Here is a 24,264-nt window from a genome sequence, read left to right on the forward strand (position 1 = left end):
GGGAAAATGAAAAAAATTCTAGTAACCGGTTCTTTAGGGCAAATTGGTTCTGAACTAGTAATGAAACTTCGTGATGTATACGGCGCATCAAATGTTATTGCAACAGATATTCGTGAAACAGATAGTGAAGTAGTAAAGTCTGGTCCGTTTGAAACGTTAGATGTAACAGATGGACAAAAATTACATGATATTGCAAAGCATAATGAAGTAGATACAATTATTCATTTAGCAGCTTTACTTTCAGCAACAGCAGAAAAAAATCCGTTATTCGCATGGAACTTAAATATGGGCGGACTTGTAAATGCATTAGAAGCAGCTCGTGAATTAAACTGTAAGTTCTTCACGCCAAGTTCGATCGGTGCATTCGGTCCATCGACGCCAAAAGATAATACACCGCAAGATACAATTCAGCGTCCTACTACGATGTATGGGGTAAACAAAGTAGCAGGAGAATTACTATGTGATTATTATCATCAAAAGTTTGGCGTAGATACGCGCGGTGTCCGTTTCCCAGGTTTAATTTCTTACGTAGCTCCTCCAGGAGGCGGAACGACTGATTATGCAGTTGAAATTTATTATGAGGCGATTAAAAAAGGTGCATACACCTCATACATTGCTGAAGGAACGTACATGGACATGATGTATATGCCTGATGCTTTACAAGCGATCATTTCATTAATGGAAGCTGATCCAAGTAAGCTAGTGCATAGAAATGCATTTAACATTACGGCAATGAGTTTTGAGCCAGAGCAAATTGCAGCATCAATTCGTAAACACATTCCGACGTTTACAATGGATTATGCAGTAGATTCAGCTCGTCAAACAATCGCTGATAGTTGGCCAAACTCTATTGACGCAACTGCAGCAATGAAAGAGTGGGGCTTTAAAGCAGAATACGATTTAGACAAAATGACAACGGACATGTTGGCTAAGTTAAAAAAAAAGCTCACAGCTGAGTTAGTGATGAATTAATAGGAAGAGTCGATTCTTAGGAATCGGCTCTTCATTATTTTTGGGAGGAGAGAAGTCTTATGCAAAGAGTAGATGTCGTATACGCACTAATACATGACGAGGAAACAGATAAAATATTAATGGTACATAATGCAGAACAAAACGTTTGGTCATTGCCAGGTGGGGCTGTGGAAAAAGGTGAAATATTAGAGGAAGCACTAATAAGAGAAGTGAAAGAAGAGACAGGTTTAATTGCTACGTTAGGTGGACTTGTTGCGATCAATGAAAAATTCTTTGAGGAATCAGGGAATCATGCACTATTTTTTACATTCCGAGCGAATGTAGTAAAAGGTGAACTTATTGCGGAAGATGAAGGTGAAATTTCTGCAATAGAGTGGGTGGATCGAACAATTGCGAATGAGCGCTTCCCATACTATGACGGAGGATTTGAATCCTTATTAGAAGTAGCCATTCCATATAAGTTTCAACCAGAAACAAAGTAATTGAATGAAAAAACAGGAGCCACAAGGCTCCTATCTTCTATTCAATCGTCTTCAGTAATAATTTTTTCAGTAATGGTTTAATCTTCAATCGTAAATCTTCAGCATGATTTGCAACTAAGAAGTGATGGTTATAAATGTTCTTCATCAATTGATAAGTTGCTTCTTTTGCCTCGCCTTCTTCGATGAAGATACCGATTACTTCCATGCCACTTTTACGCGCGAGTTTAACAGCTTCATGCGTATCTAAAATTCCATCTTGTTGATAGTCTAGCGCAGAAGGCTCACCATCTGTGAAGACTAGTAAGAATTTATGTTTCTCAGGTCTTTTTGCAAGCTTTTCAGAAACGATACGAATAATATATCCGTCGCGGTTATCTTCTTCTTCACGAAGTTGCATAATTTCCGGACCAACGTTTGGTAACGTTGAGTTTTTATAATTTACAACTTCATGGATAACGTTCGGCTTATCTTCAGGTTTAGCGCTAGAGGCATCTTCCCAAAATCCGCTAATAGCGTGCGGGATTTTTAAAGATTTTAAAGCTTCATGGAATAGTACAACACTCTTCTTCGTCTCTTCCATTTTGTTATACATAGAACCAGAACAGTCAACTAACAGTTGGAATGCAACATCGAGTTCTTGTGACTCTTGTCCTTTTTTATAAAACATACGCGGTTGTTTTTCGGTATAAATACGAAGGAATTTTTTGCGAAGCCTTCCGTAATATTTATCACTATTCGCATTCGTTTTATTTTCAATCGTTTTTTCGATAATTTTCTTTAATTCTTTTACATCTTTATTGACGACTGATTTGATAGCTTGGTAATCTTTTTTCTCATCGATATTTGCTTTGCGAGCTTCTTTAAATGTATGAGAAGCACCTACATTATACTTACCGTATGCACCGTCGTGCTGGCTAGAAGCGTGTGAAGCTCTTGCTTCTTCTGTATCAGCGCCATCAAAGTTGGATTGTGTACTTTTTTGAGAAGTACCTTGTACAGAACCAAGTGCTTGGTCGCCATCTTCTGATTCACGAGCAGTATCGCCCATCATGTTTGTTTTTGTTCCGCTTTCTAATTCAAAGCGTAAAAAGTTCTCGTTTTCGTTATTTTTATTTTCACGATGCCATGTGGAGAAACTTTCATCCATTTTGTTTTTATTTTCATCGTCATCTATAAGCTGTGTATCATCATTTGCTAAATCTTCGACGCGACAGTTCTTTTCGTCTGCAAGAACAGATAAGTAAAGTGGAGCATGTCCGAAATAGTTGTTAAGCATATCACTTTCAAGAAGCGCCTCTAAGCGATAGCGAATTTTCTCAACGACATACATAATATCTTCTGTATTACGTGCTTGGAATGTTTCATGTAAAATCGCTTCAATTTGCTCAAAATATTCATTATTAAACATTTCATATTTATCGCTCGTTAATGAAAGATAGCATAGGCAAAACAAACGATCACCGTGATAATTACGAACGCGGTTTATTTCATTTTGAGAGCCGAAATAATTGCGGTACATTTCTTTTCGGCGTTTAAAAATATGCTTCGTGCCAGGACGTAAGTTCTTTACGATTTCCTCAACGCGTAAATCTTCTAATAGAACAAATAATTGTGTTAAAAACTTTTTTAGGGGCGATTCTTGCAATTCAATCGCATAAGAACGAATTAAAGTCATGTCCGAGTAATGTTTATTACCAAGTGCTTTTAAGAACACTTCGCTTTTTAATCCGATTACTGTATCTTCTTCTTTTCGATCATCCCAAAAGTGACTAATGACAACTTTCTTTTCAATTTCGTCGTAGTATGCTTTATAGCCATATTCAAGATAGGCATCGTCTTCTTTTAGAAGGGCATACATTAAGTTTTCCATTTGTAGAAACAGCGACGCATCAATTTTTTTGTCACTAAAAATTTGTCTCATAAATTATCCCTCAAAGAAATAACTTTCTGCTAATTCACGGACAGTCATTTGTTCTGTTTCATCATTAAGTTTTGCAATTATGCTTCGTTCAATAGCGCGCATAACAGGAATATATACACCTAAATCACATGCGTCGATAATACCACGAATACTTGCTGCTTCTTCACTTACACGTCCATCGCGAGCTAAAGGCATAAGGTCGCTTGCAAATGCAACAAACTTTTCAATTGTTGCAACATCATTTAATTTTGATTCTGCTAATAATAGTTCTTTTAATGTGTCACCTTGAATGTAAGGAACTTCAATAATAACGAAACGGTTTTTTAATGCTTCATTTAGTTCACTTGTTCCAACGTAACCTTCGTTAATCGCAGCAATTACACGGTATTCTTCATCACCGTATACAACCTCTTGTGTAAATGGGTTTGTGATCATTTTACGGTAATCTAATGCGCCGTGAAGTAGCGGTAAAGTTTCAGGTTTTGCCATATTGATTTCGTCAATATATAGGAAGTGACCGTTCTTCATTGCTTTCATAAGAGGACCGTTAACGAATGAAACTTCAGATGCACCATCTTTCGTTTGTAGTGTGTTGTATCCTAAAATACCTTCTACATCTAAGTCGACAGAGCAGTTAATGCTATGCATTGGTTTTTGAAATAAAGAAGAAAGAGTTTCCGCTAGTACTGTTTTACCACTACCAGTCGGTCCTTTTAATAGAATGTTCTTGCCAAGAAGAAGTGCTGTAATCGCATCTTCGATAATGCTGTTATCAGATGCTTTATATATTTTAGTACCGATTAAATGAGCATTTTCACCAGCTTCTTGTTTATTCTTTTCATGAATCGTAGAAAGCTGCTGTTTTAAATCAGAATGTATATGAAATTGTTCTAACATGTATTTCCCACCTAACATTATTTTCATAAAGTAATACATCTTATGATAACTTGTTTTAATATGGTATGCAAAGAAAAGGAAGGAGGATAAAGGGAAAAGAAAAAGCAATCAAGATGAAGTTGATTGCTTACAGTAAAGGAGAAATGAGCCTCATGAAAGACTCCAATATGCGTTTTTTTATACTTCTTTTTTGGAAAGAGTTCCATTTAATTTCAGTTGAATGTTTAAAATCTTTTTCAAAATCACGTTTAATATCGTGAACTGTTTTTGATTCATAAAGTACGCTAATAATTTCGTAATTCAATTCAAAGCTACGTACATCCATGTTCGCTGTTCCGATAGTTGCAATTGTATCATCAACGAGTACAATTTTTGCATGCATAAAACCATCTTTATAACTGTAAATAGAAGCACCAGCTTTTAAAAGTGGAGTGAAATAGGATTGAGATGCTTGATCACTAATGATGCTATCACTTTTACCTGGATATAAAATCCGTACATCTATTCCGGCAATTGCACTTAAGCGTAATAATGTTAAAGTTTCTTGATCTGGAATAAAGTAGGGTGTAGCGATCCAAATGGATTTTTTTGCAGAGCCCATAACAGCTAATAATGTATTACGAATACTTTTATCATCGGAGCTTGGTCCGCTTGCTACGATTTGAACAGCACCTTCTGCATGTGAAATCTCTTTACCTGGGAAGTATTGTCTATTCATGAATTGATCCCAGGAATAAGTATTTAAACCACTAGAGGCATAGAGCCAGTCTTCTAGAAAGATTGCTTGTAATTTATATAATGCTTTTCCTTCTATTTTTAGATGACTATCACGCCAAACAGGAAATTTCTTTGAACGGCCAAGATATTCATCACCGACATTGAGTCCTCCGGTAAAACCAATTTCTCCATCTACAATAACAATTTTTCGATGGTTACGATAATTGACAGTTTCAAGTAACCAAGCTGAAAAAATAGGGTCAAATTCTACAATTTCAATCCCAGCTTCTTTCATAGGTTGCAAAAATCGTCTTCTTAACGTGTTACTTCCAAGACCATCATAAAGGAAGCGTACAATAACACCATCTTTTGCTTTTTGTATTAAAGCATCTCGAACTTTTGTACCAATTTCATCAGATTTATAAATGTAGTATTGAATATGTATATGATGTTTTGCCTGCTCTATAGCTCGCAAAATTTCTGAAAATGTTTGATCTCCGTTTGTTAAAAGTTTTGTAGTTGTTTTATCTGCGGCAGGACCGCCTCCAAATTTTTGTATGACTTCTGTTAAATGTATGGAACGTTCATTTAGTGGGACTGTGAGTAATAACTCTAGTCTTCTTCCTTCTAATATTTCACGGAATAATTTTCTTTGTTCTTCTGAACGATGGAGATGTTTTTTTCTTCTCCAGCGGCTGCGCCCGAAAATAGCGTATAAAAGCACACCTATAATAGGAAGAAGTGCTAATACTAAAAACCATGCCAATGTGCTTTGTGGAGATCTATTTTCTATAAAGATAACGAATGAAATTCCTACGATTGTGATGGACCATAGAGCACCGACAAATGTATATAACGAAATATACGATGTATTTAATAGGAACAGAACGATAGATACAATTGTAAATATTAATAGTAACTGAACGATAGGCTTCTTCATTTCTATATAATTCCCCTAATCTTTTTTCAATATAGATTTCTTAAATAGAAGATGTAATATGACATCTTTATTATAAGGTGTTTTGCTTTTTTTACAAAATATAGACATTTCACCTATACTTTCCGCATTTGTCCTACATACAGTGTACTATCACATTTTTATCCCACTCTTAATGCATATGAAAATGAAAAAATCGAAAAGGAGCGGAGAAACATGAATTATATAGAAAATAATGGATTGTATTATCGGAATCATCATCATGGAGGACACAATCATGGTGGGCACAATCATAACGGCGGACATCATCACCATGGAGGACACAATCACCATGATCACCATCATCATCACGGAGGCGGATGGGGCTGGGGGGGGAGTTCATGGGGAGGCGGATTTTTCCCTGGAAGCTTTGCAGGAGGAGTGTTAGGTGGACTGACAGCTGGCGCATTAACGGGTGCAGCAAGTGGAGGGTATTATCCAGCGCCATATCCAGTAACTTATCCATCACCATATCCAGTAACTTATCCATCACCATACCCTGTAACGTATCCAATGCCATACCCAGGTTATCAGCAAATACCATATTCGTATTAAACTAAAAAAGAGGCTACCCTCTTTTTTAGTTTAATACGGTATTTATTTATAAAATACTTCCAAAATTAAGGTGAAAATATGTTAATATTTTGTTATTGTAATTCAAAAACATATACATTAATGTAGATTTTCATATTATTATTCGTGAATAGTTATGTAGTATGGTCTAATTTCTATTTTGTTATTAAAGAGTAAAGAGATCAGATGTGAATGGTATTAGTTAGAAACAGGGCTTGGATAGAGCCACTTAAAAGGATTGCAGTATAATAAGGTGCGAAATAATTAGGGAGATGAGAAGCTACTAGTTATAATTGAAACGGTATAATATTGCTTTTTATTACAAATAATATTATGTTATTTTAATCGGTCTATTTAAAAAGATAATTTATGTAATGGGCTAGTATTAGAAAATGAAATATCTCTATTTCTATGAAGAGAAACAGGTTGTGTTTTAGTCAGATAGGAAGCAAGGAGAGATGCGCATGCTAGAACAGAGAGGTCATGCATTATATGACTCTTCATTGCGAGATTTAAAGTTAGCATTAGATGAGTCTTCAATTGTTGCAATTACAGATCGAAAAGGTCTTATTACATATGTAAATGATAAATTTTGTGAAATCTCTAAATACAAAAGAGAAGAATTAATTGGAAAAGATCACCGTATTTTAAATTCAGGACATCATCCGAAAACCTTTTTTCAAAACTTATGGAAACGTATTTTGAATGGGAAAGTATGGACAGGTGAGATTCGGAATCGAGCAAAAGATGGTACATATTATTGGGTCAAAACAACAATTGTTCCATTTTTAAATGAAAAAGGAGAGCCATACCAGTTTATCGCAATTCGAAATGATATTAGTAGTAGAAAAGAAGCAGAACATAGATTGCGGCTAAGTGAAAGTCGTTATAGGGAACTTGCCTATCATGATGCTTTAACCAGTTTGCCGAACCGTTTGCAATTAATAACAACCGTTAATAAATTGATTGCAGATAAAAAAGAATTTGGTATGATTTACTTTGATTTGGACCGTTTTAAATTAGTAAATGATACGTTAGGTCATATGATAGGGGACTTACTTTTAAGCGAAGTCGCTTCACGGTTGCATTATGTACTAGGAGAGAAAGATGTTCTGGCTAGGCTAGGTGGCGACGAATTTGTGCTGTTAACAAAAAATCATAGGCAAGATGATATGAGTCAGTTAGCGACATCTGTGTTGTCATGTTTTCAGGCACCATTTATGTTGGAAGGCCATGAAGTATACATTTCAGCTAGTCTAGGACTTTGTTCTTATCCACAAGACGGACTAGACGTGGAAACGTTATTGAAAAACTCTGACTTAGCTATGTATAGTGCAAAAGAACAAGGTAGAAACGCTGCATGTTTCTTTACAGATGAGCTACGGGCGAAAATAAATCGTAGAATGAAAGTTGAGTTTGCTTTGCAAAAGGCAATTCGTGATGAAGAGTTAGATGTAGCATTGCAGCCTATTATTGATTTGAAAACGAAGAGATATTCTGGTATAGAAGCTTTAGTACGCTGTATGACAGAAGACGGCCCCATTGCACCAAGCGAATTTATCCCGGTAGCTGAAGAGTCTGGACTTATTATAAAGCTAGGAGACTGGGTATTAGAAAAATCGTGCCGATTGTTTAAAACATTGCCAAATTATCAAGAAGGACTAAAGTTATCTGTGAATTTATCTATACAACAATTAATGCAGAAACGTTTTATTTTGTCTGTACGTAGCATTTTAAAGAGAACTGGTTTTCCTCCGAACCGTTTAATATTAGAAATAACGGAAAGCATTGCAGTCCGCCATTTTGATTATATTATTGCTACATTACAAGAATTAAGAAATATGGGTGTTTTAATTGCTTTGGATGATTTCGGAACTGGCTATTCTTCCTTATATTATTTAAAACAACTACCACTGGATATTGTGAAAATTGATCGTAATTTTATTCGTGAATTTCATTATGATCACGCGCAACCAGAACGAACAATTGTAAAATCTGTTATTGAAATTGCTCATAGTTTAAATTTAGCAGTAGTTGCTGAAGGGGTAGAAACAGTAGAGCAAGAGAGTTTGTTACAATCAATGAGCTGTGATTATGTACAGGGATTTTATTATGCGAAACCTTTATCTGTAGGAGAGTTAAAAGAAAAGTTAATTACAGATTTTTAATAAAAAAGAGAAGCCAGCAGCTTCTCTTTATTTAATCCGTTTTTTGTGAGTCTTTCATTAGTACTGGATAAAGAATAAGACCTAATACGAACAATCCAATTCCTAAGAAGAACGTTTTTAAATCAGCAGTTCCCGTTTTGATAACCCAAATTGAGTATACAAATGCTAATGTAGTGATGATCCCGTCCTTTATTCGAGAACCAGGCATTATATCATACGTTTCTCCTGTAATAACCAGTTTGAATTGGTACAGAGTAGAAACTAGGTATGGAATTAAATAGGCTAATGTTGCTACGACAATAGCGAAACTATACGCTTCTGAAACAGTACCAGAAATCGTTGAAAATAAGAAAATTTGCGTCATTACATTTGTAATCAATAATGATTTTGAAGGACTACCTTTTTTATTTGTTTTCCCGAAAAACTTAGGGAAAAGTCCATTCTTTGCTGCCTGGTAAGGTACTTCTGAACTAACAACAATCCAACCAACTGTAGATCCAAATAAAGATATAAGAGCGAGTAAAGCCATGATATATGCGCCTTTATTTCCAATTGCTAAATTTAATGCGTCTACTAATGGTTTTTGAGACTCTTTTAAAGCATCTTGCGGAAGAGCTCCCATTGTAAGTAAAGTAATTGACATGTAAATAAGAAGAGCGATAATTAATCCGAAAATCGTAGCTTTTTTTACATCGCGCTGTGATTTTGCACGATTAGAAAGCATAACTGCTGATTCAATACCGATAAATGCCCAGAGTGTTGCAATAGCAGCTGAATTGATTTGTCCACCTAACGAGATGGATTGTCCTGCTTCATTCATAAAGGTTTGACCGTCTCCGAAATTAGAGGCATTGAAAATGAATAATGTAATTACAATAAACATTGTAAATCCGATAATTTTTGCAATGGTAGCAAGTAGATTCATATTTCCAGCTCGATCAATATTTTGAGAAAGAATATATTGAATTCCCCACAGCATAAGGCTACATACGAGGAAAGTTAATCCTTTTCCGAGTTCTAGTGAAAATCCGTTTATTGAAAAAAGAATTTGCTTACTTTGTAAAACTGGAAAGAATGTTGATAAATATCCAGCAAAGGAAATAATAACAGATGCTGTTGCAGCCCAGTTAGCAGCCCAATATCCCCATGCCATACTATATCCCGCAACTTTACCAGCTTTTTTTGAAGGAAACATCGCTTGAGCGTAGCTTTGTGGTCCAGCTTTTAATTCTGGTTTCCGAATCGCTAAATTTCCAAATACAAGTGCAATCATAAATACGCCAAGGCCTGTAATACTCCATGCGAGTGTAGAACCCATTGGCCCTGATACTTGTGCTAAATTTGCTGGAAGCATAAATACGCCACCGCCAACCATATTCCCGATAACAAATGCTGTTAAAACCCATAATCCCCATTTTTTCGTTTCCATTTTTGTTAACTCCTTTGTAGTAAGTTTTGCTTAAACATCATTTTTTACTAGCTTTTTGACAATAAAAAAAGAGCCATGTAGATAAAAAAATACCTACATGGCTCTTTCGCCAAAGCGTAGGTACAACGGGAATAACCCTTGTACCTACGCGTAATTTTTCCGCTAGGTTTCAAGGGTTACGTATGATGATGATGTTTTTGTGCAAATGAAACTACAGTTGTTGTATAAGTAAGCATAGTTCTTTGCTCCCTTTCTCCTCTGATTTTGAAGTTAGTATACTACATGTTTTTTTGAATGAAAAGAAAAATATAAAAATTTTTATAAAAATACGTTTTAAAGATTAAATATTTACCTATATTTTTCTTGTACTGGAAAATAAGTGAGAGATTGGCAGAAGAGTGAAGCATGTTATAATACATATAGAATTAGAAGGTGACAAGGGGCTATTGTAGATGATGAGTAAGTATGAACAAATTTATACAGAAATCAGTAAATCTATTGATAATAAACAATTAAAAGAGGGATGCAAAATCCCATCAGAAACAGAATTAATGAAGCAGTATGAGGCAAGCCGAGGCACGGTAAGAAAAGCTGTAGATTTACTGCAAGAGCGTGGATATGTGCAAAAAATTCATGGAAAAGGTGTTTTTGTTTTAAAGCGAAAAAATATTGAATTTAATTTTGGCGGTATTGTAAGTTTCCAAGAAGAAAATGAACGTTTAGGACGTCATTGTATTACGGAAGTTGTGGAAATGGACAAAGAAAAAGCCACAAAAGAAATTGCGAAATTATTAAATGTAAAAGAAAAAACAGAGATTGATCATATTAAACGTGTACGAAATATTGATGGAGAAAAAGTAATTTTAGATATAAATCATTTTGTATCTGAGTTTATTCCAGGATTAACGAAAGAAATTGCAACTGCATCGATTTATAAATACATTGAGAAAGAGCTTGGGCTACATATTAGTTATTCGCAGAGGATAATTGAAGTACAGCCGTGTACAGAGGATGACAGAAAGTATTTAGATTTAAATGGAACAGACTATGTTGTCGTTGTGAAAAACTTTACACATTTGTATGATGGAAGTCAGTTTGAATACACAGAATCACGCCACCGTTTAGATATTTTTCACTTTTCGGATGTGGCACGCAGGAAGTAAAGAGGTGGAACAAAATATTGTTTCATCTCTTTTTTTATAAAAAAAAAACACAAACTCGTATATACGAGTGTTGACTAACTTATATATACGAGTTAATATGTAATTGTAAACGGTATCAAAAAAAGAAAAGAGGGACGGGAATATGGGGAAAGACTATCGTAAAACAGCAGAGGAAGTGTTGCAGTATATTGGTGGGAAAGACAATATTGAACAAGCTGCACATTGTGTGACGAGGCTCCGTATCGCTTTAAAAGATGAAAGTAAAATAGATAATGATAAATTACAGTCTGTTTCATTAGTGAAAGGAGCGTTTCATAACGCTGGTATATTTCAAGTTGTAATTGGTCCAGGGGATGTAGATCGTGTTTACGCTGAATTGATAACGCTTGCAGGTATGGAAGAATCGACTGTAGCTGACGTAAAAGATTCTGGAAATCAGAAGTTAAATCCAGCTCAAAAGTTTGTGAAAATATTTTCGGATGTATTTATGCCGATATTACCAGCGATCGTAACAGCTGGTTTACTAATGGGTATTAACAATCTATTAGGGGCAAAGGACTTATTTTTTGATGGGAAAAATTTATTAGATGTTTATCCGAACTTAGGCGGGCTTTGGGATTTAATTAATATGATGGCCAATACAGCATTCGTATTCTTACCAGCACTTGTCGGGTGGTCAGCAACGAAGCGTTTTGGTGGTAGTCCAATACTAGGGATTGTTATGGGATTAATGCTTGTGCACCCGGCCTTATTAAACGCTTGGGACTATGGAAAAGCAGCGACTGGTTTAGAGGGTCAAAAGATTGAGTACTTCAATATTTTAGGACTGTTCCAAATTGAGAAGGTAGGATATCAAGGACAAATTTTACCTGTTTTAGTAGCAGCTTTTGTATTAAGTAAAGTGGAAATTTTCTTAAAGAAACATGTACCAAATGCAATTCAATTATTAGTTGTACCAATTACAACAATCGTTGTGACAGGTGTGTTAGCATTAGGAATTATCGGTCCGGTTACACGTCATATTGGAGATTTATTAACAGTAGGATTAGTAGGTGTATATGAAACAGTACCAGTAGTTGGAGCAGTATTGTTTGGAGCATTATATGCACCGCTTGTAATTACAGGTATGCATCATATGTTTATTGCAATTGATTTACAATTGATTGCACAGCACGGTGGCACATTCATTTGGCCAATGATTGCTCTTTCTAACATTGCGCAAGGTAGTGCGGCACTTGCAATGTTCTGGATTTCTAAAAATCAAAATGATAAAAGTATGGCATCAACATCAGCCATTTCAGCATACTTCGGTATTACAGAACCAGCGATGTTTGGTGTGAATTTACGAAATAAGTTCCCGTTCTATGCAGCGATTATAGGGTCTGCTGTGGCAGCGATATTCATTACATTAAATGGTGTATTAGCACCTGCTATCGGAATTGGCGGATTGCCAGCATTTATTTCTATCATTCCGAAATCGATTCCAATGTTTATTGTAGGAATGATTATTGCAGTTGTAATCCCATTTACTTTAACATGGTTATTTGCAAAAAGAGTCAAACAGAAGTAGGAGGAAGTTAAACATGAAGGATTGGCATAAAAGTGTAGTCTATCAAATTTATCCGAAGAGCTTTAATAGCTATTACAATAAAGAAACCGGTGATATAAAAGGGGTTACAGAGAAACTAGATTATTTAAAAGAACTCGGAGTGGATTATATTTGGTTAACACCGATATACCAATCACCACAAAATGATAATGGATATGATGTAAGTGATTACTACAGCATTGATCCATCTTACGGAACGATGGAAGAGTTTGAGGAACTTTTAGCAGAAGCGAAAGTACGTAACATTGAAATTATGCTTGATATTGTTGTAAATCATAGTTCGACTGAACATAAGTGGTTTAAAGAAGCGAAGGAAGATAAAAATAGTCCATATCGTAATTACTATATTTGGCGTGATGAAAAAAATAATTGGCAGTCTAAGTTTGGTGGATCTGCTTGGAAATATGATGAGAAGACGGAGCAATATTATTTACATTTATTTGATGAAACACAAGCTGATTTAAATTGGGAAAATGAACAACTTCGCGAAGAAGTATATGATATGATGCGTTTTTGGCTGGATAAAGGGGTAACAGGATTCCGATTAGATGTCATTAACTTAATTTCAAAAGACCAATGTTTCTTAAACGATGAAGGTAATACTGCGACAAGTGATGGACGCAAGTATTATACAGATGGTCCGCGTGTTCATGAATATTTACAAGAGATGAACCGAAAAGTTTTTGCAGGAAAAGATGTAATTACAGTTGGAGAAATGTCATCTACGACAATTGATAATTGTATTAAATATTCTAATCCTGAGCGTAATGAACTGAGCATGACGTTTAGTTTCCATCATTTAAAAGTAGATTATCCGAATGGTGATAAGTGGACGAAAGCAGAGTTTGATTTTATTAAATTAAAAGAGATTATGTCTAACTGGCAAATTGAAATGCAAAAGGGCGGAGGATGGAATGCGTTATTTTGGTGTAATCATGACCAACCTCGCATAGTGTCACGCTTCGGTGATGATAGAAAGTACCGAAATGAATCTGCGAAAATGTTAGCGACAGCTATGCATATGTTGCAAGGAACACCTTACATTTATCAAGGCGAAGAAATCGGTATGACGAATCCTAAATTCGAGTCCATCGAGCAATATCGCGATGTGGAATCGTTAAATATATACGATATCAAGCGAGAAGAAGGATTATCAAAAGAAGAGATTATCGGGATTTTAAAACAAAAATCTCGTGACAACTCTCGTACTCCGATGCAGTGGAATGAAGAGATGAACAGTGGTTTTACAACAAGTACACCTTGGATTTCAGTGGCTGAAAACTTTACAGAAATAAACGTAGAGAAGGCATTAGAAGATAAAGAGTCTGTATTTTATCATTATAAAAAGTTAATAGAACTTAGAAAAACGTATGATGTAATTACAGAAGGAGAATATGCTATTTTGGATAAAAATGATCCTAAAATTTGGGCATATACTCGTACTACAGAAAGTGAAGTACTACTTGTTATAAATAACTTCTATGGAGAAGAAATAACGTACTCTGTACCAGCGCACGTTCAATTAGATGGAATGAAACAAGAAGTACTACTGTCGAATTATAAAGATGCCAGCAAGGATATTGCAAAACTTAACTTAAGACCATATGAATCAATTGTGTATCGATATACGAAATAAAAAGGTTGTATGCCGCATGGGCATACAACCTTTTATTTTAAGACACCACTATACAAAATGCTTACTTCTACTTCAGGTTTAAACTTTACTTTTGCATAATCTTTATCCCAATTTTTTTTCCTCCATAACTCAGGGTGATAAGCGATAAGGTGTCTGCCGATACCGAAAGCATCACAGTTTGCTTTTTGGAGTTTGTTTATTATTTTTTTCGCCTCTTTCGTGAGCTGTTTAGACAGTTCTTTATTTAGTTTTTCTCTGTCGTCCATTGTATACAGATTATCTCTTGGAGATTCAATTGCTATAACTTTTAGTTGGAGCTTAATGTGAGCATAAACATTTCCTTTTTTATCTGTTGTTATTTTTAAGTTTCGTTTTAATTTCTGATTGCTCACGTCAATGGTAATGTAGTCAGACGTATTAGATGAATCGCTATTTGTAAGCTTTTGGGTTATGCGAGCGCTCGTTCCCATTTTATCAGTTAGTAATACGAAGAGTACCGATTGTCGTGAAGGTAAAAGCCCAGTTAATTTATCCTTATTAAATAGAGCTATCCCATTGGTTACAACTTCTTTTCCTTTTAGCTTTATAGATGGGAGGGTGAAATCTTTGCCGGGATCTAACATTTTTGTAGCGGCTGTTTCCAAAGTTTCATTTGGAAATATGCTCATGTCCTCTAAGCTTTTAATTTTTTTCTTTAGAAAATCTCCAATTAGTAAATTTCCTACTTTCTTTTTTTCTAGTATTGCAGCTGTTTCACCATCTACTGAAATAAGTTTTACCAGAGCAGTGGGGTTTGTAGGGTCCCGAAAACTAATATCTAAATAAGGTAATATCCCCTTTTTTTGAATTTTTGTTCCCAATAGTTGCACACCGTATTTGAAATAGCGAATATTTCCAGTCACATTTTCTTTCAAAGTATCGCTAGTATCGCGTATGTTACGGCCGGTTGCTGAATGTATTTCATTTTCAAATGAAGATTGTTGGCTTCCTGAACTTCTTACAAGTTCAACCGTTTGCTGAAGTTGATTTTCTTCTGTAATATCAAATCCAATACTATAAGCTAATCTAGCCTCTCTTAAAGGCTCTTGATCCCAGCAACCAGAAAGAAGTGAGCTAGCACATAAGATACTACATAATTTAACTGTTTTTTTGTGCATATGGAGCTCCTTTCTTATTTCTTAATAAGGAATAAAGAAGAAATAAAAAAGGAAGAACGATAATGAAAATATAAGTGAATTTATCAGTGAAATTTGCAATCAATTTTAATTCTTCAGGTGTATCTATAAATAAGGCGATACTAAAAGAAATAACTCCAACAATTGGAACAGATTTTTTATGATTAGCAAGGTTGAATATATGCCCAATACCTATAGAAGCAGCAGCGTAACAACTAGCAATAGAAGCTACGACAGTTATCATCCAAATTGGTATGAATATTAAATCAGTACGGTCTACAATCCCAATATGTAAGGAGCGCAATAAGTAAGCAACTGGCTCTGGAATAAGCTCAACTTGCTTTGGACTAAATACGATAAAGCAAATCCAAACAGTAAAAGCATAAAAAAGAGTTACGAATCCGTTAGCGATAGAAATTGCCTTTAGTTTTGCAACAGCAGTCCCATTTACTTTAGGAAATGCGATGAGAAAGATTTCAAAACCATACATAGCTGTAATTGTTTCTTTCGATGCTTTAATAATATTCCACCATCCAGCCTCTGTAATGGGAAAAATATAAGAAAAATCAGCCCGTGAGAGCCCAAGTCCAATTAAAAGCGCCATAGGTAAAATGAGAATAGAGGCCATGACATAAAATCGTACAATTACTTTAAAGGTATTATAGGCTACGTAGCAACAAGCTATTGTAAATAATAGGAGAATTGCGTACCAAGGAGTTGCTTGTAAAATCCATATTTTAATGACGGTACATGCATTTAACATAACGGTCATACCGATAAGAGTAAAATAAAAAACATAAGAAAACCCTAATAGTTTTCCAAATTTATTACCAAACATCATACAAGCAATTTCATACATATTTGCATCAGGAAACCTTCTTAATAAAAACCACATGAGTAAAATGATAAGTTGAGTTGCCAGCCCCGCAATGAGAACAGAAATCCATCCACCACCTTTTGCTATTGGGTGAAGACGGTTTGGGAGAGAAAGTATACCAACCCCGATTTGACATTGGATAACGAAAAAGGTCAATTGAACAAGTGAAATTTTACTTTGCGTGTTTGTCACCGTTCTCATCCTCTCTCGTTACATGTTGTCGTTGCATTTTTTTTGGTTTTGAATCATGTGGTCGTTCCCAAAATGACCAAATTGGAAATCTTACAAAGGAATCTTTCATATCTTTTATCCGCATTGGTGCAAGAGGAGAAAGATATGGTGTATGAAAAGAATGAAGTTGACATAAATGAACGAAAGTTATAATTATGCCGAATGAAATCCCTACATAGCCGAATATAGCAGCAAGAACCATTAACGGGAAACGCAGAATCCGAACTGCTGAACTCATATCATTTGATGGTACGAGAAAAGAAGCAATTGCAGTTAAAGCTACAACGATAATCATTGTGTAAGAAACGAGTCCAGCTTTTACAATTGCATCCCCAATTACTAAACCGCCTACAATACCGATTGTTTGTCCAACGCGGCTCGGCAAACGAATACCAGCTTCTCGTAATAATTCGAAGATCAATTCCATTAAGAGAGCTTCAAAAATAGGAGGAAGTGGCACTTGTTCTAATGAGGCTTTAATTGTATAGACGAGTTCGAGTGGCAACACATCTGGATGAAAAGCGACGGTTGCGATATATATAGCTGGTAAGAGAAAGGCGATTAAGAAACTTACTAAGCGAATCATTCGGACGAAAGAACCGACGATCCAGCGGTTATTATAATCATCTGGTGATTGATAGAAGGCAAAGAGTGTAACAGGAACGATAAGTGCTGTTGGATCTCCATCTGATAAAATAGCGACTCGTCCCTCCATTAAATTAGCAGCAGTTCTATCTGGGCGCTCTGTATTTAATTGCTGTGGGAATGGTGAGAAAGACGTATCTTCTATAAATTCTTGTATGTAGCCTGGTGGCATGAGTGCGTCTGTCTTAATCATTTCTAATCTTCTTTTCACTTCTGCAACGAGATCGTCATTAGCTATATTTTGAATATAAGTAATTGCCACTTTCGTGTGCATTTCTTCACCAAGTGTGAAATATTTAACGACGACATTTGGACTTTTTATGAGTTTACGAATAGACGCTAAATTGGTTGCTAAATCTTCTACGAAACCAGTATGTGGTCCGCGTACAATCCCTTCATTATCAGGTTCTGTTATAGCTCTTTTTAAAGATAATGCTGTTTCAAAAGTACAAAAGCTTTCGACATGTTCATGGAAATATAAAGATTTACCTTGTAATAAAAGTTGTACACCGTAATTTAAATTCGTTTCTTTTTTCATATTTAATGTAGAAAATGCTTTATCTAAAGATAGATCAGATCGAGTTAATAAGGGTTCAAGAGCTAATTGATGAATTAAATTTGGGTCTGCTAAAGATTCGATATATAAGATTATCCCTTTTCCGTTTTGAAAAGGGATATCTAATTTTTTTATATCATCAGAATGAGAAAGTTTATTTTCAATGTAATTAATGTTCTCAGGAAGTGATGGAAACATATGTTTTTGTTTTTTACTCTCTTGTTGTTCTTTTCTCTCTGTCATAATTTCCACCTCTTTTAAAGTGCAACTGTTTCTGTTAATTTTTGTCGTTTGTGAGAAATTTATGCTTGAATTATTTTTTTAAAAGAGAATTGAAAGTTACGTTATATTGTCTTTTGTGCATTATTCAATTTCATAGCAGTACTTCTCACATTTGTGTCGAATTAAGAAGATATATAGGAGGGATACATATGGAAATAGCTGTAGAACGTGTTTTTACGAAAGAGATCTTAAGAAGAGCGGCAAAGGCATTTCATGTAACAGTGGAAGAGAAGCCGCTTGGAGATTTTGAAAATTATATTTTTAAGGCGAAGGGAGATAATGATGAGGACTATGTATTACGTTTAACGCATTCTTCGCATCGCTCTAAAAAAGAAGTTGAAGCTGAACTAGATTTTTTACGATATGTTGCGGAGCATGGGGCAAAGGTAGCAGGACCTCTTAACTCAACTTCTCAAAATCTTGTAGAAGAAATTGGAGCGGAAGATAGCACTTTCTTTTTTGCTTCTTTATTTACATATGCAAAAGGTGAGCAAGTAAAAGGGGAAGGATCGCCTTATTGGGGAGATGATTATTTTGAAGCATGGGGAAAAGCGATTGGACAACTGCATCGCCTAACAATGAGCTATCCTAAAACAGACTATCGTGATACGTGGGAAGAAGACGAAAGTGGAATTGTTAATGAATTAGAAGATGATCAAGTGAAAAAGATTGCAGCGGTATTAATGGATGAGATTAAGGCCCTTCCAGTTGAAAGAGAAACGTTCGGTCTTATGCACGGTGATATCCATCCCGGTAATTTTCATTATGATGGTAAAGAGCTAACAATCTTTGATTTTGATGATGCGGCTTATAATTACTTTATACATGATTTAGCGATGGTTCTCTATTACTCTATTCTATTTACACCATGGACAGCGGAAGAGAAGACAGACTTTGCTCGTAAACAGCTACAAGTGTTACGAAAAGGCTATGAGCATGAGCACAGACTGGCGGATAGTTGGTATGAATCGTTACCGTTGTTTTTACGTCTACGTGATGTTGGTTTATACGGTACACTTCAAAAGAAGTTTAAGGGGAAAGGTATGCCAGATAACTTCCGAGAATTATCAGAAGAGCTATATGAAAGAATTATAAAAAGAGAAGCAATTGTGAATATATAATACATTTAGTTCGAAACAAAGTATATAAAACAAATATATACTTTGTTTTTTTATACAAAAATATGTTTACTTTATTAAAATAATATTGTCCTAGATTCAGTATACACTTATAATTTTATATATATTCTGAATATTCTTTATAAAGAAGGAGGGGGAATGTTGGAAGCTTTCGTGAATTGGTTAAATAATATTGTTTGGAGTCCAGCACTTGTTTATTTATGTTTAGGAGTAGGTTTATATTTTTCCATTCGAACGAGGTTTTTACAAGTAAGGCATGTAGGAGAAATGGTGAAGCTGACATTTCAAGGTGAAAAATCAGAGGCTGGTGTTTCTTCATTTCAAGCGTTAGCACTTTCGTTATCAGGACGCGTTGGGACGGGGAATATAGCTGGGGTAGCAACAGCGGTTGCCTTCGGTGGACCAGGAGCTGTATTTTGGATGTGGGCAGTGGCCTTTTTAGGAGCAGGATCAGCTTATATAGAATCTACATTAGCGCAAATATATAAGACGAAACATCAAGGACAGTTTCGTGGTGGACCTGCTTATTACATTGAAAAAGGTTTAGGTGTGAAATGGTATGCATTAGTATTCGTTGCAGCGACAATTCTTGCAACGGGGCTTTTACTGCCAGGTGTGCAGGCAAATAGTATTGCTGTAAGTTTAGAAACAGCTTTTGGAATTAACACCACCGTATCAGGGGCTTTATTAGTTGTTGTACTAGCTATTATCATCTTCGGTGGAGTAAAGCGAATTGTTAACGTTGCACAAGTTGTCGTACCGTTTATGGCAGTTGGTTATATTTTAGTAGCTTGCGTTATTGTTGCTATGAATATTGAAAAGTTGCCAGAAGCATTTATGCTAATTATAAGAAGTGCTTTTGCATTAGAAGCGGCTTTCGGTGGTATTATCGGTTTAGCAATTTCTTGGGGAGTAAAACGAGGTATTTATTCCAATGAAGCAGGGCAAGGAACTGGACCACATGCAGCAGCAGCAGCTGAAGTATCACATCCAGCTAAGCAAGGTTTAGTGCAAGCATTTTCCGTTTACATTGATACATTATTTGTTTGTTCAGCAACAGCATTTATGATGATTATTACAGGCATGTATAACGTATTTGATGCAAACGGAAAAAACTTTATCGTTAATAAATTAAATGGCGCTCAGCCAGGACCAGGATATACACAGGCGGCGGTAGAATCTGTTTTTCCTGGATTTGGAAACGGTTTCGTTGCAATCTCGTTATTATTCTTCGCGTTTACAACAATTATGGCGTATTACTACATTGCAGAAACGAATATCGCGTACTTAAATCGTGATAAAGACCGTCCTTGGTTGTCTATTGTACTAAAATTTGTTTTTTTAGGAGCTGTATTCTACGGTTGTATTAAAACAGCAGCAACGGCGTGGGCTTTAGGTGATATCGGTGTAGGAATTATGGCATGGGTAAATATCATTGCGATTTTATTATTACAAAAACCTGCATTAGTCGCATTAAAGGATTATGAAAAACAGAAAAAAGAAGGAAAAGATCCAGTATTCGATCCGCAGCCATTAGGAATTAAAAATGCTGATTTTTGGGAGCATGAATACGGGAAAGATAAGAAAGAAGAAGTATCTTAATAGAATAGAAATGAAGAAGCAAAGGGGAAACCCTTTGCTTTTTTTATGGACAAATTGAAGCTGAAAGTTATTTTTGGGACTATTTTTGAATATAAAAAGAATGTACATGCGTTGTTAGGGGAAGGGGGAGTATGTTGATAGAATTTCGTAATGTAAATAAATATTATGGTAATTTTCAAGTTTTGAAAAATATTAATGTGCAAGTGAAAAAAGGAGAAGTGGTAGTAGTTGTCGGGCCTTCAGGATCAGGAAAAAGTACATTGCTTCGATGTATAAATCAATTAGAGGCAATTACAGATGGAGGATTAATTGTACAAAATACAGAGGTACACAATAAAAAGACGGACATGAATGAATTGCGGCGAAATATTGGGATGGTCTTTCAACATTTTTATTTATACCCACATAAAACAGTTCTGCAAAATATTACACTAGCACCGATTAAAGTAAATAAAGTTTCCAAAGAAGAAGCAGAGAAAACAGCAATGTTTTATTTAGAGAAAGTAGGAATCCCGGAGAAGGCTAATGTATATCCACATCAATTATCCGGAGGACAACAGCAAAGAGTAGCAATTGCTAGAGGACTTGCGATGCAGCCGGAAATTATGCTGTTCGATGAGCCTACGTCTGCTCTTGATCCGGAGATGATCGGGGAAGTACTTGATGTTATGAAAACGCTAGCTAAAGAAGGGATGACAATGGTCGTTGTCACGCATGAAATGGGATTTGCGCGAGAAGTAGCAGATCGGATTTTATTTATGGATGATGGTCAAATTATTGAAGATACGACACCGGCGCAATTTTTTGCAAATCCTGAACAAGAAAGAGCTCGTTTATTTTTAAGTCGGGTGCTAAATCATTAGAGGAGGAATTCCATGCTTAAAATGAAAAAGTTATTTACTTTAATCGTATTTTCATGTTTATTCGTGCTTGTTGTTGCTGGATGCGGAAGTAAGAAAGATGAGGCAAAGGAAACAAATACGAAGCAAGGCGGGGCTGTTGAGCAAATTAAGAAACGAGGAAAATTAGTAGTCGGGGTGAAGAATGATACGAATTTATTTGGATTAAAAAATCCTTCAACAGGGCAAGTAGAAGGATTCGATGTTGATGTTGCGAAGGCACTTGCGAAAAAAATTCTTGGAGATGAAAAGAAGCTAGAGCTGAAAGAAGTAACGTCTAAAACACGTATTCCAATGCTGAAAAATGGTGATATTGATGCAATTATTGCGACAATGACAATTACGGAAGAGCGCAAAAAAGAAGTGGATTTCTCAGATGTATATTTTAAAGCCGGACAATCGTTACTTGTGAAAAAAGGAAGCAATATTAAGAGCATCGATGATATAAAACAAGGCGTTAAAGTATTAGCTGTAAAAGGATCAACATCTACAAATAACATTCGTCAAAAGTCACCAGAAGCGACTGTATTAGAATTTGAAAATTATAGTGAGGCATTTACAGCGTTAAAGGCAGGTAAAGGTGATGTGTTAACGACAGATAATGCAATCCTTTACGGAATGGCAAAACAAGATTCTAATTATGAAGTAGTAGGAAAAATTTTTACAGATGAACCGTACGGAATTGCAGTGCAAAAAGGTGCAGACGATTTAACGAAAGAGATTAATAACTTACTAAAAGATATGAAGGCGAGCGGGGAATACGATAAATTGTATGAAAAATGGATCGGTCAAAAACAAGAGAAGTAAAGTGAAACTTTATTTTTCTTGATAAATAGTAAAAGTGAGAGGATGAGAGTGCTCATCCTCTTCTTGTAAAGAAAGAGGGGAGAATATGTGCCTGATTTTTCTATATTAACGAATAACATTGATATGTATTTAGAAGGATTTAAATATACAGTTATGTCTAGTGTAATTGCATTGATAGGCAGTTTTATTTTAGGAGTAATTTTGGCAGTAATGCGCATCGCACCGATTCGTATTTTAAATTGGGTAGGTTCAGCTTTTGTAGAGTTTGTAAGAAATATTCCACTCGTATTAATTGCATTTATATTTTATTTCGCGTTACCTGTAATAGGAATTACTTTAAATGGTTTTGTAGCAGGAACAGTTACGCTTACCGTATATACAGCAGCGTTTATTGCGGAAGTTATTCGCGCTGGTATTCTATCAGTCGAGAAAGGTCAGATGGAAGCAGCACGTTCCTCAGGATTGACTTATACGCAAGCAATGTACCATGTCGTTTTACCTCAAGCTATGAAAATTGTAATTCCCCCTTTAGGAAACCAGTTTCTCAATTTAGTTAAAAACTCCTCAATACTTGGAATTATTGCTGGTGCTGATTTAATGTATCAAGGAGATTTAATTTCAACGAAGACGTTTGTTACGTTTGATGTATATATATTTGTCGGGATGTTTTATTTAATATTAACAATTCCGCTCAGTATGCTAGTGCGTTATTTAGAAAAACGCTTAGCAAAGGAGGCGGTGTAAATGGATTTTAAGGGAGCAATTACAGGGGATCATATTCTATTTTTATTAAAAGGATTACTTATAACGTTAGAGGTAGCGCTCGTAGCAATTGTACTTAGCTTTATTATTGGTAGTGTAATAGGGATATTGCGCTACATGAAAATACCTGTCGTCTCACAAGTATTAGGAATTATCGTTGAAGTAATTCGAAATTTACCACTACTTTTGATTATATTTTTCACGTATTTTGCACTACCAGAAGCAGGCTTGAAATTAGAAATTATAACAGCTGTAATTGTTGCTTTAACAATATTTGAAGCAGCAATGATATCTGAAATTGTTCGAAGTGGTCTATTATCGATTGAAAAAGGACAAATTGAGGCCGCAAGATCTTCAGGATTAACGTATGTGCAAGCGCTTTGGCATATCATTTTACCACAAGCATTAAGGAGAATGGTTCCACCGCTTGTCAGTCAATTTATTTCATTGCTGAAAGATACAGCATTAGCAGTTGTTATATCACTGCCAGAGCTTATGCATAATGCTCAAATTATTAGCGGACAAAATGTGAATTATATGATTCCAACGTTTATGGTAGTAGCTTGTATGTACTTTATCGTAAATTATAGTTTATCAATTTTATCCAGAAGATTAGAACTTCGTTAACCCTTACAATATATGTAAGGGTTTTTCCTTGTTTCTCCTTATTTTCCTCTAAATAGAATCTAAATCTAGCTATAATTAGATTTTTTATATTATTTTATCAGAAAAGTTTTAATTTTATA

Annotated in this window: 20 protein-coding genes; 13 read left to right on the forward strand and 7 right to left on the reverse strand. The window is 35.4% G+C overall.

The features are described 5' to 3' along the window. Nucleotides 1–6: 6 nt before the first annotated feature. Nucleotides 7–972: an L-threonine 3-dehydrogenase gene (locus BCG9842_RS03030; protein WP_000723120.1), complete on the forward strand. Its 966-nt coding sequence runs from the start codon at nucleotides 7–9 to the stop codon at nucleotides 970–972. 59 nt (nucleotides 973–1,031) lie between these two features. Then, complete coding sequence (locus tag BCG9842_RS03035) at nucleotides 1,032–1,454, forward strand: NUDIX hydrolase (protein WP_001189930.1); 423 nt, start codon at nucleotides 1,032–1,034, stop codon at nucleotides 1,452–1,454. Nucleotides 1,455–1,491: 37 nt separating this feature from the next. On the opposite strand, the gene BCG9842_RS03040 is transcribed toward BCG9842_RS03035, so the two are convergent. The 3 genes from BCG9842_RS03040 to BCG9842_RS03050 all read right to left on the reverse strand — a co-directional run bounded on the left by BCG9842_RS03040 (nucleotide 1,492) and on the right by BCG9842_RS03050 (nucleotide 5,929). Continuing rightward, entirely contained in the window at nucleotides 1,492–3,375 is a 1,884-nt protein-coding gene (locus BCG9842_RS03040; RefSeq protein ID WP_001248845.1) for a vWA domain-containing protein, read from the reverse strand. A gap of 3 nt (nucleotides 3,376–3,378) precedes the next feature. After that, nucleotides 3,379–4,272: an ATP-binding protein gene (locus BCG9842_RS03045; RefSeq protein ID WP_000892989.1), complete on the reverse strand. Its 894-nt coding sequence runs from the start codon at nucleotides 4,270–4,272 to the stop codon at nucleotides 3,379–3,381. A 127-nt stretch (nucleotides 4,273–4,399) separates the two neighbouring features. After that, entirely contained in the window at nucleotides 4,400–5,929 is a 1,530-nt protein-coding gene (locus BCG9842_RS03050) for a cardiolipin synthase (protein WP_000743027.1), read from the reverse strand. Between the two features lie 213 nt (nucleotides 5,930–6,142). Between BCG9842_RS03050 and BCG9842_RS03055 the strand changes: the two genes are divergently transcribed. Together BCG9842_RS03055 and BCG9842_RS03060 are read left to right on the forward strand one after the other, a co-directional pair. Then, on the forward strand, nucleotides 6,143–6,520 hold the full coding sequence (locus BCG9842_RS03055; protein ID WP_001106405.1) for a hypothetical protein: 378 nt from the start codon (nucleotides 6,143–6,145) through the stop codon (nucleotides 6,518–6,520). Between the two features lie 482 nt (nucleotides 6,521–7,002). Next, entirely contained in the window at nucleotides 7,003–8,706 is a 1,704-nt protein-coding gene (locus BCG9842_RS03060; RefSeq protein ID WP_000893348.1) for a putative bifunctional diguanylate cyclase/phosphodiesterase, read from the forward strand. Between the two features lie 31 nt (nucleotides 8,707–8,737). Here BCG9842_RS03060 and BCG9842_RS03065 read toward each other — a convergent pair whose 3' ends face one another. Beyond that, complete coding sequence (locus BCG9842_RS03065) at nucleotides 8,738–10,135, reverse strand: amino acid permease (protein WP_000448446.1); 1,398 nt, start codon at nucleotides 10,133–10,135, stop codon at nucleotides 8,738–8,740. A 452-nt stretch (nucleotides 10,136–10,587) separates the two neighbouring features. On the opposite strand from BCG9842_RS03065, the gene treR reads away from it, so the two are divergent. The 3 genes from treR to treC all read left to right on the forward strand — a co-directional run bounded on the left by treR (nucleotide 10,588) and on the right by treC (nucleotide 14,543). After that, a complete protein-coding gene (treR, locus tag BCG9842_RS03070) occupies nucleotides 10,588–11,298 on the forward strand; it encodes a trehalose operon repressor (RefSeq protein ID WP_000987241.1) in 711 nt (236 codons plus the stop codon). Between the two features lie 142 nt (nucleotides 11,299–11,440). Beyond that, nucleotides 11,441–12,868, forward strand: a complete 1,428-nt coding sequence (gene treP / locus BCG9842_RS03075; protein ID WP_000513939.1) for a PTS system trehalose-specific EIIBC component — start codon at nucleotides 11,441–11,443, stop codon at nucleotides 12,866–12,868. A gap of 13 nt (nucleotides 12,869–12,881) precedes the next feature. After that, nucleotides 12,882–14,543, forward strand: coding sequence for an alpha,alpha-phosphotrehalase (gene treC, locus BCG9842_RS03080; RefSeq protein WP_000656109.1), 1,662 nt, complete (start codon nucleotides 12,882–12,884; stop codon nucleotides 14,541–14,543). A 32-nt stretch (nucleotides 14,544–14,575) separates the two neighbouring features. Here the strand turns inward: treC and BCG9842_RS03085 are convergent, their stop codons facing one another. From BCG9842_RS03085 to gerKA, 3 genes are read right to left on the reverse strand one after another with little or no spacing between them, the layout of a single operon-like run. Continuing rightward, on the reverse strand, nucleotides 14,576–15,700 hold the full coding sequence (locus BCG9842_RS03085; protein ID WP_000549146.1) for a Ger(x)C family spore germination protein: 1,125 nt from the start codon (nucleotides 15,698–15,700) through the stop codon (nucleotides 14,576–14,578). Then, the gene (locus BCG9842_RS03090) at nucleotides 15,681–16,787 is read right to left on the reverse strand and encodes a GerAB/ArcD/ProY family transporter (protein ID WP_000185806.1); all 1,107 of its coding nucleotides are present in this window, start codon (nucleotides 16,785–16,787) and stop codon (nucleotides 15,681–15,683) included. Before BCG9842_RS03090 ends, BCG9842_RS03085 begins: the two co-directional genes overlap by 20 nt. After that, complete coding sequence (gene gerKA, locus BCG9842_RS03095) at nucleotides 16,768–18,270, reverse strand: spore germination protein GerKA (RefSeq protein ID WP_000140075.1); 1,503 nt, start codon at nucleotides 18,268–18,270, stop codon at nucleotides 16,768–16,770. The genes BCG9842_RS03090 and gerKA overlap by 20 nt, the downstream gene beginning before the upstream one ends. A gap of 188 nt (nucleotides 18,271–18,458) precedes the next feature. Between gerKA and BCG9842_RS03100 the strand changes: the two genes are divergently transcribed. From BCG9842_RS03100 to BCG9842_RS03130, 6 genes are all read left to right on the forward strand, one after another. Then, nucleotides 18,459–19,430 (forward strand): phosphotransferase enzyme family protein, encoded by a 972-nt coding sequence (locus BCG9842_RS03100; protein ID WP_000401662.1) that lies wholly within the window; start codon nucleotides 18,459–18,461, stop codon nucleotides 19,428–19,430. 159 nt (nucleotides 19,431–19,589) lie between these two features. Next, a complete protein-coding gene (locus tag BCG9842_RS03105) occupies nucleotides 19,590–21,050 on the forward strand; it encodes an alanine/glycine:cation symporter family protein (protein ID WP_000387171.1) in 1,461 nt (486 codons plus the stop codon). A 134-nt stretch (nucleotides 21,051–21,184) separates the two neighbouring features. Further along, a complete protein-coding gene (locus tag BCG9842_RS03115; RefSeq protein WP_002083770.1) occupies nucleotides 21,185–21,913 on the forward strand; it encodes an amino acid ABC transporter ATP-binding protein in 729 nt (242 codons plus the stop codon). A gap of 12 nt (nucleotides 21,914–21,925) precedes the next feature. Next, nucleotides 21,926–22,756, forward strand: a complete 831-nt coding sequence (glnH, locus tag BCG9842_RS03120; RefSeq protein ID WP_000916489.1) for a glutamine ABC transporter substrate-binding protein GlnH — start codon at nucleotides 21,926–21,928, stop codon at nucleotides 22,754–22,756. Between the two features lie 87 nt (nucleotides 22,757–22,843). Then, nucleotides 22,844–23,500, forward strand: coding sequence for an amino acid ABC transporter permease (locus tag BCG9842_RS03125; protein ID WP_001112685.1), 657 nt, complete (start codon nucleotides 22,844–22,846; stop codon nucleotides 23,498–23,500). Beyond that, nucleotides 23,501–24,145, forward strand: coding sequence for an amino acid ABC transporter permease (locus tag BCG9842_RS03130; protein WP_000345975.1), 645 nt, complete (start codon nucleotides 23,501–23,503; stop codon nucleotides 24,143–24,145). Nucleotides 24,146–24,264 lie beyond the last annotated feature (119 nt).

It is taken from the genome of Bacillus cereus G9842, assembly GCF_000021305.1.
Lineage (GTDB): Bacteria > Bacillota > Bacilli > Bacillales > Bacillaceae_G > Bacillus_A > Bacillus_A thuringiensis_S.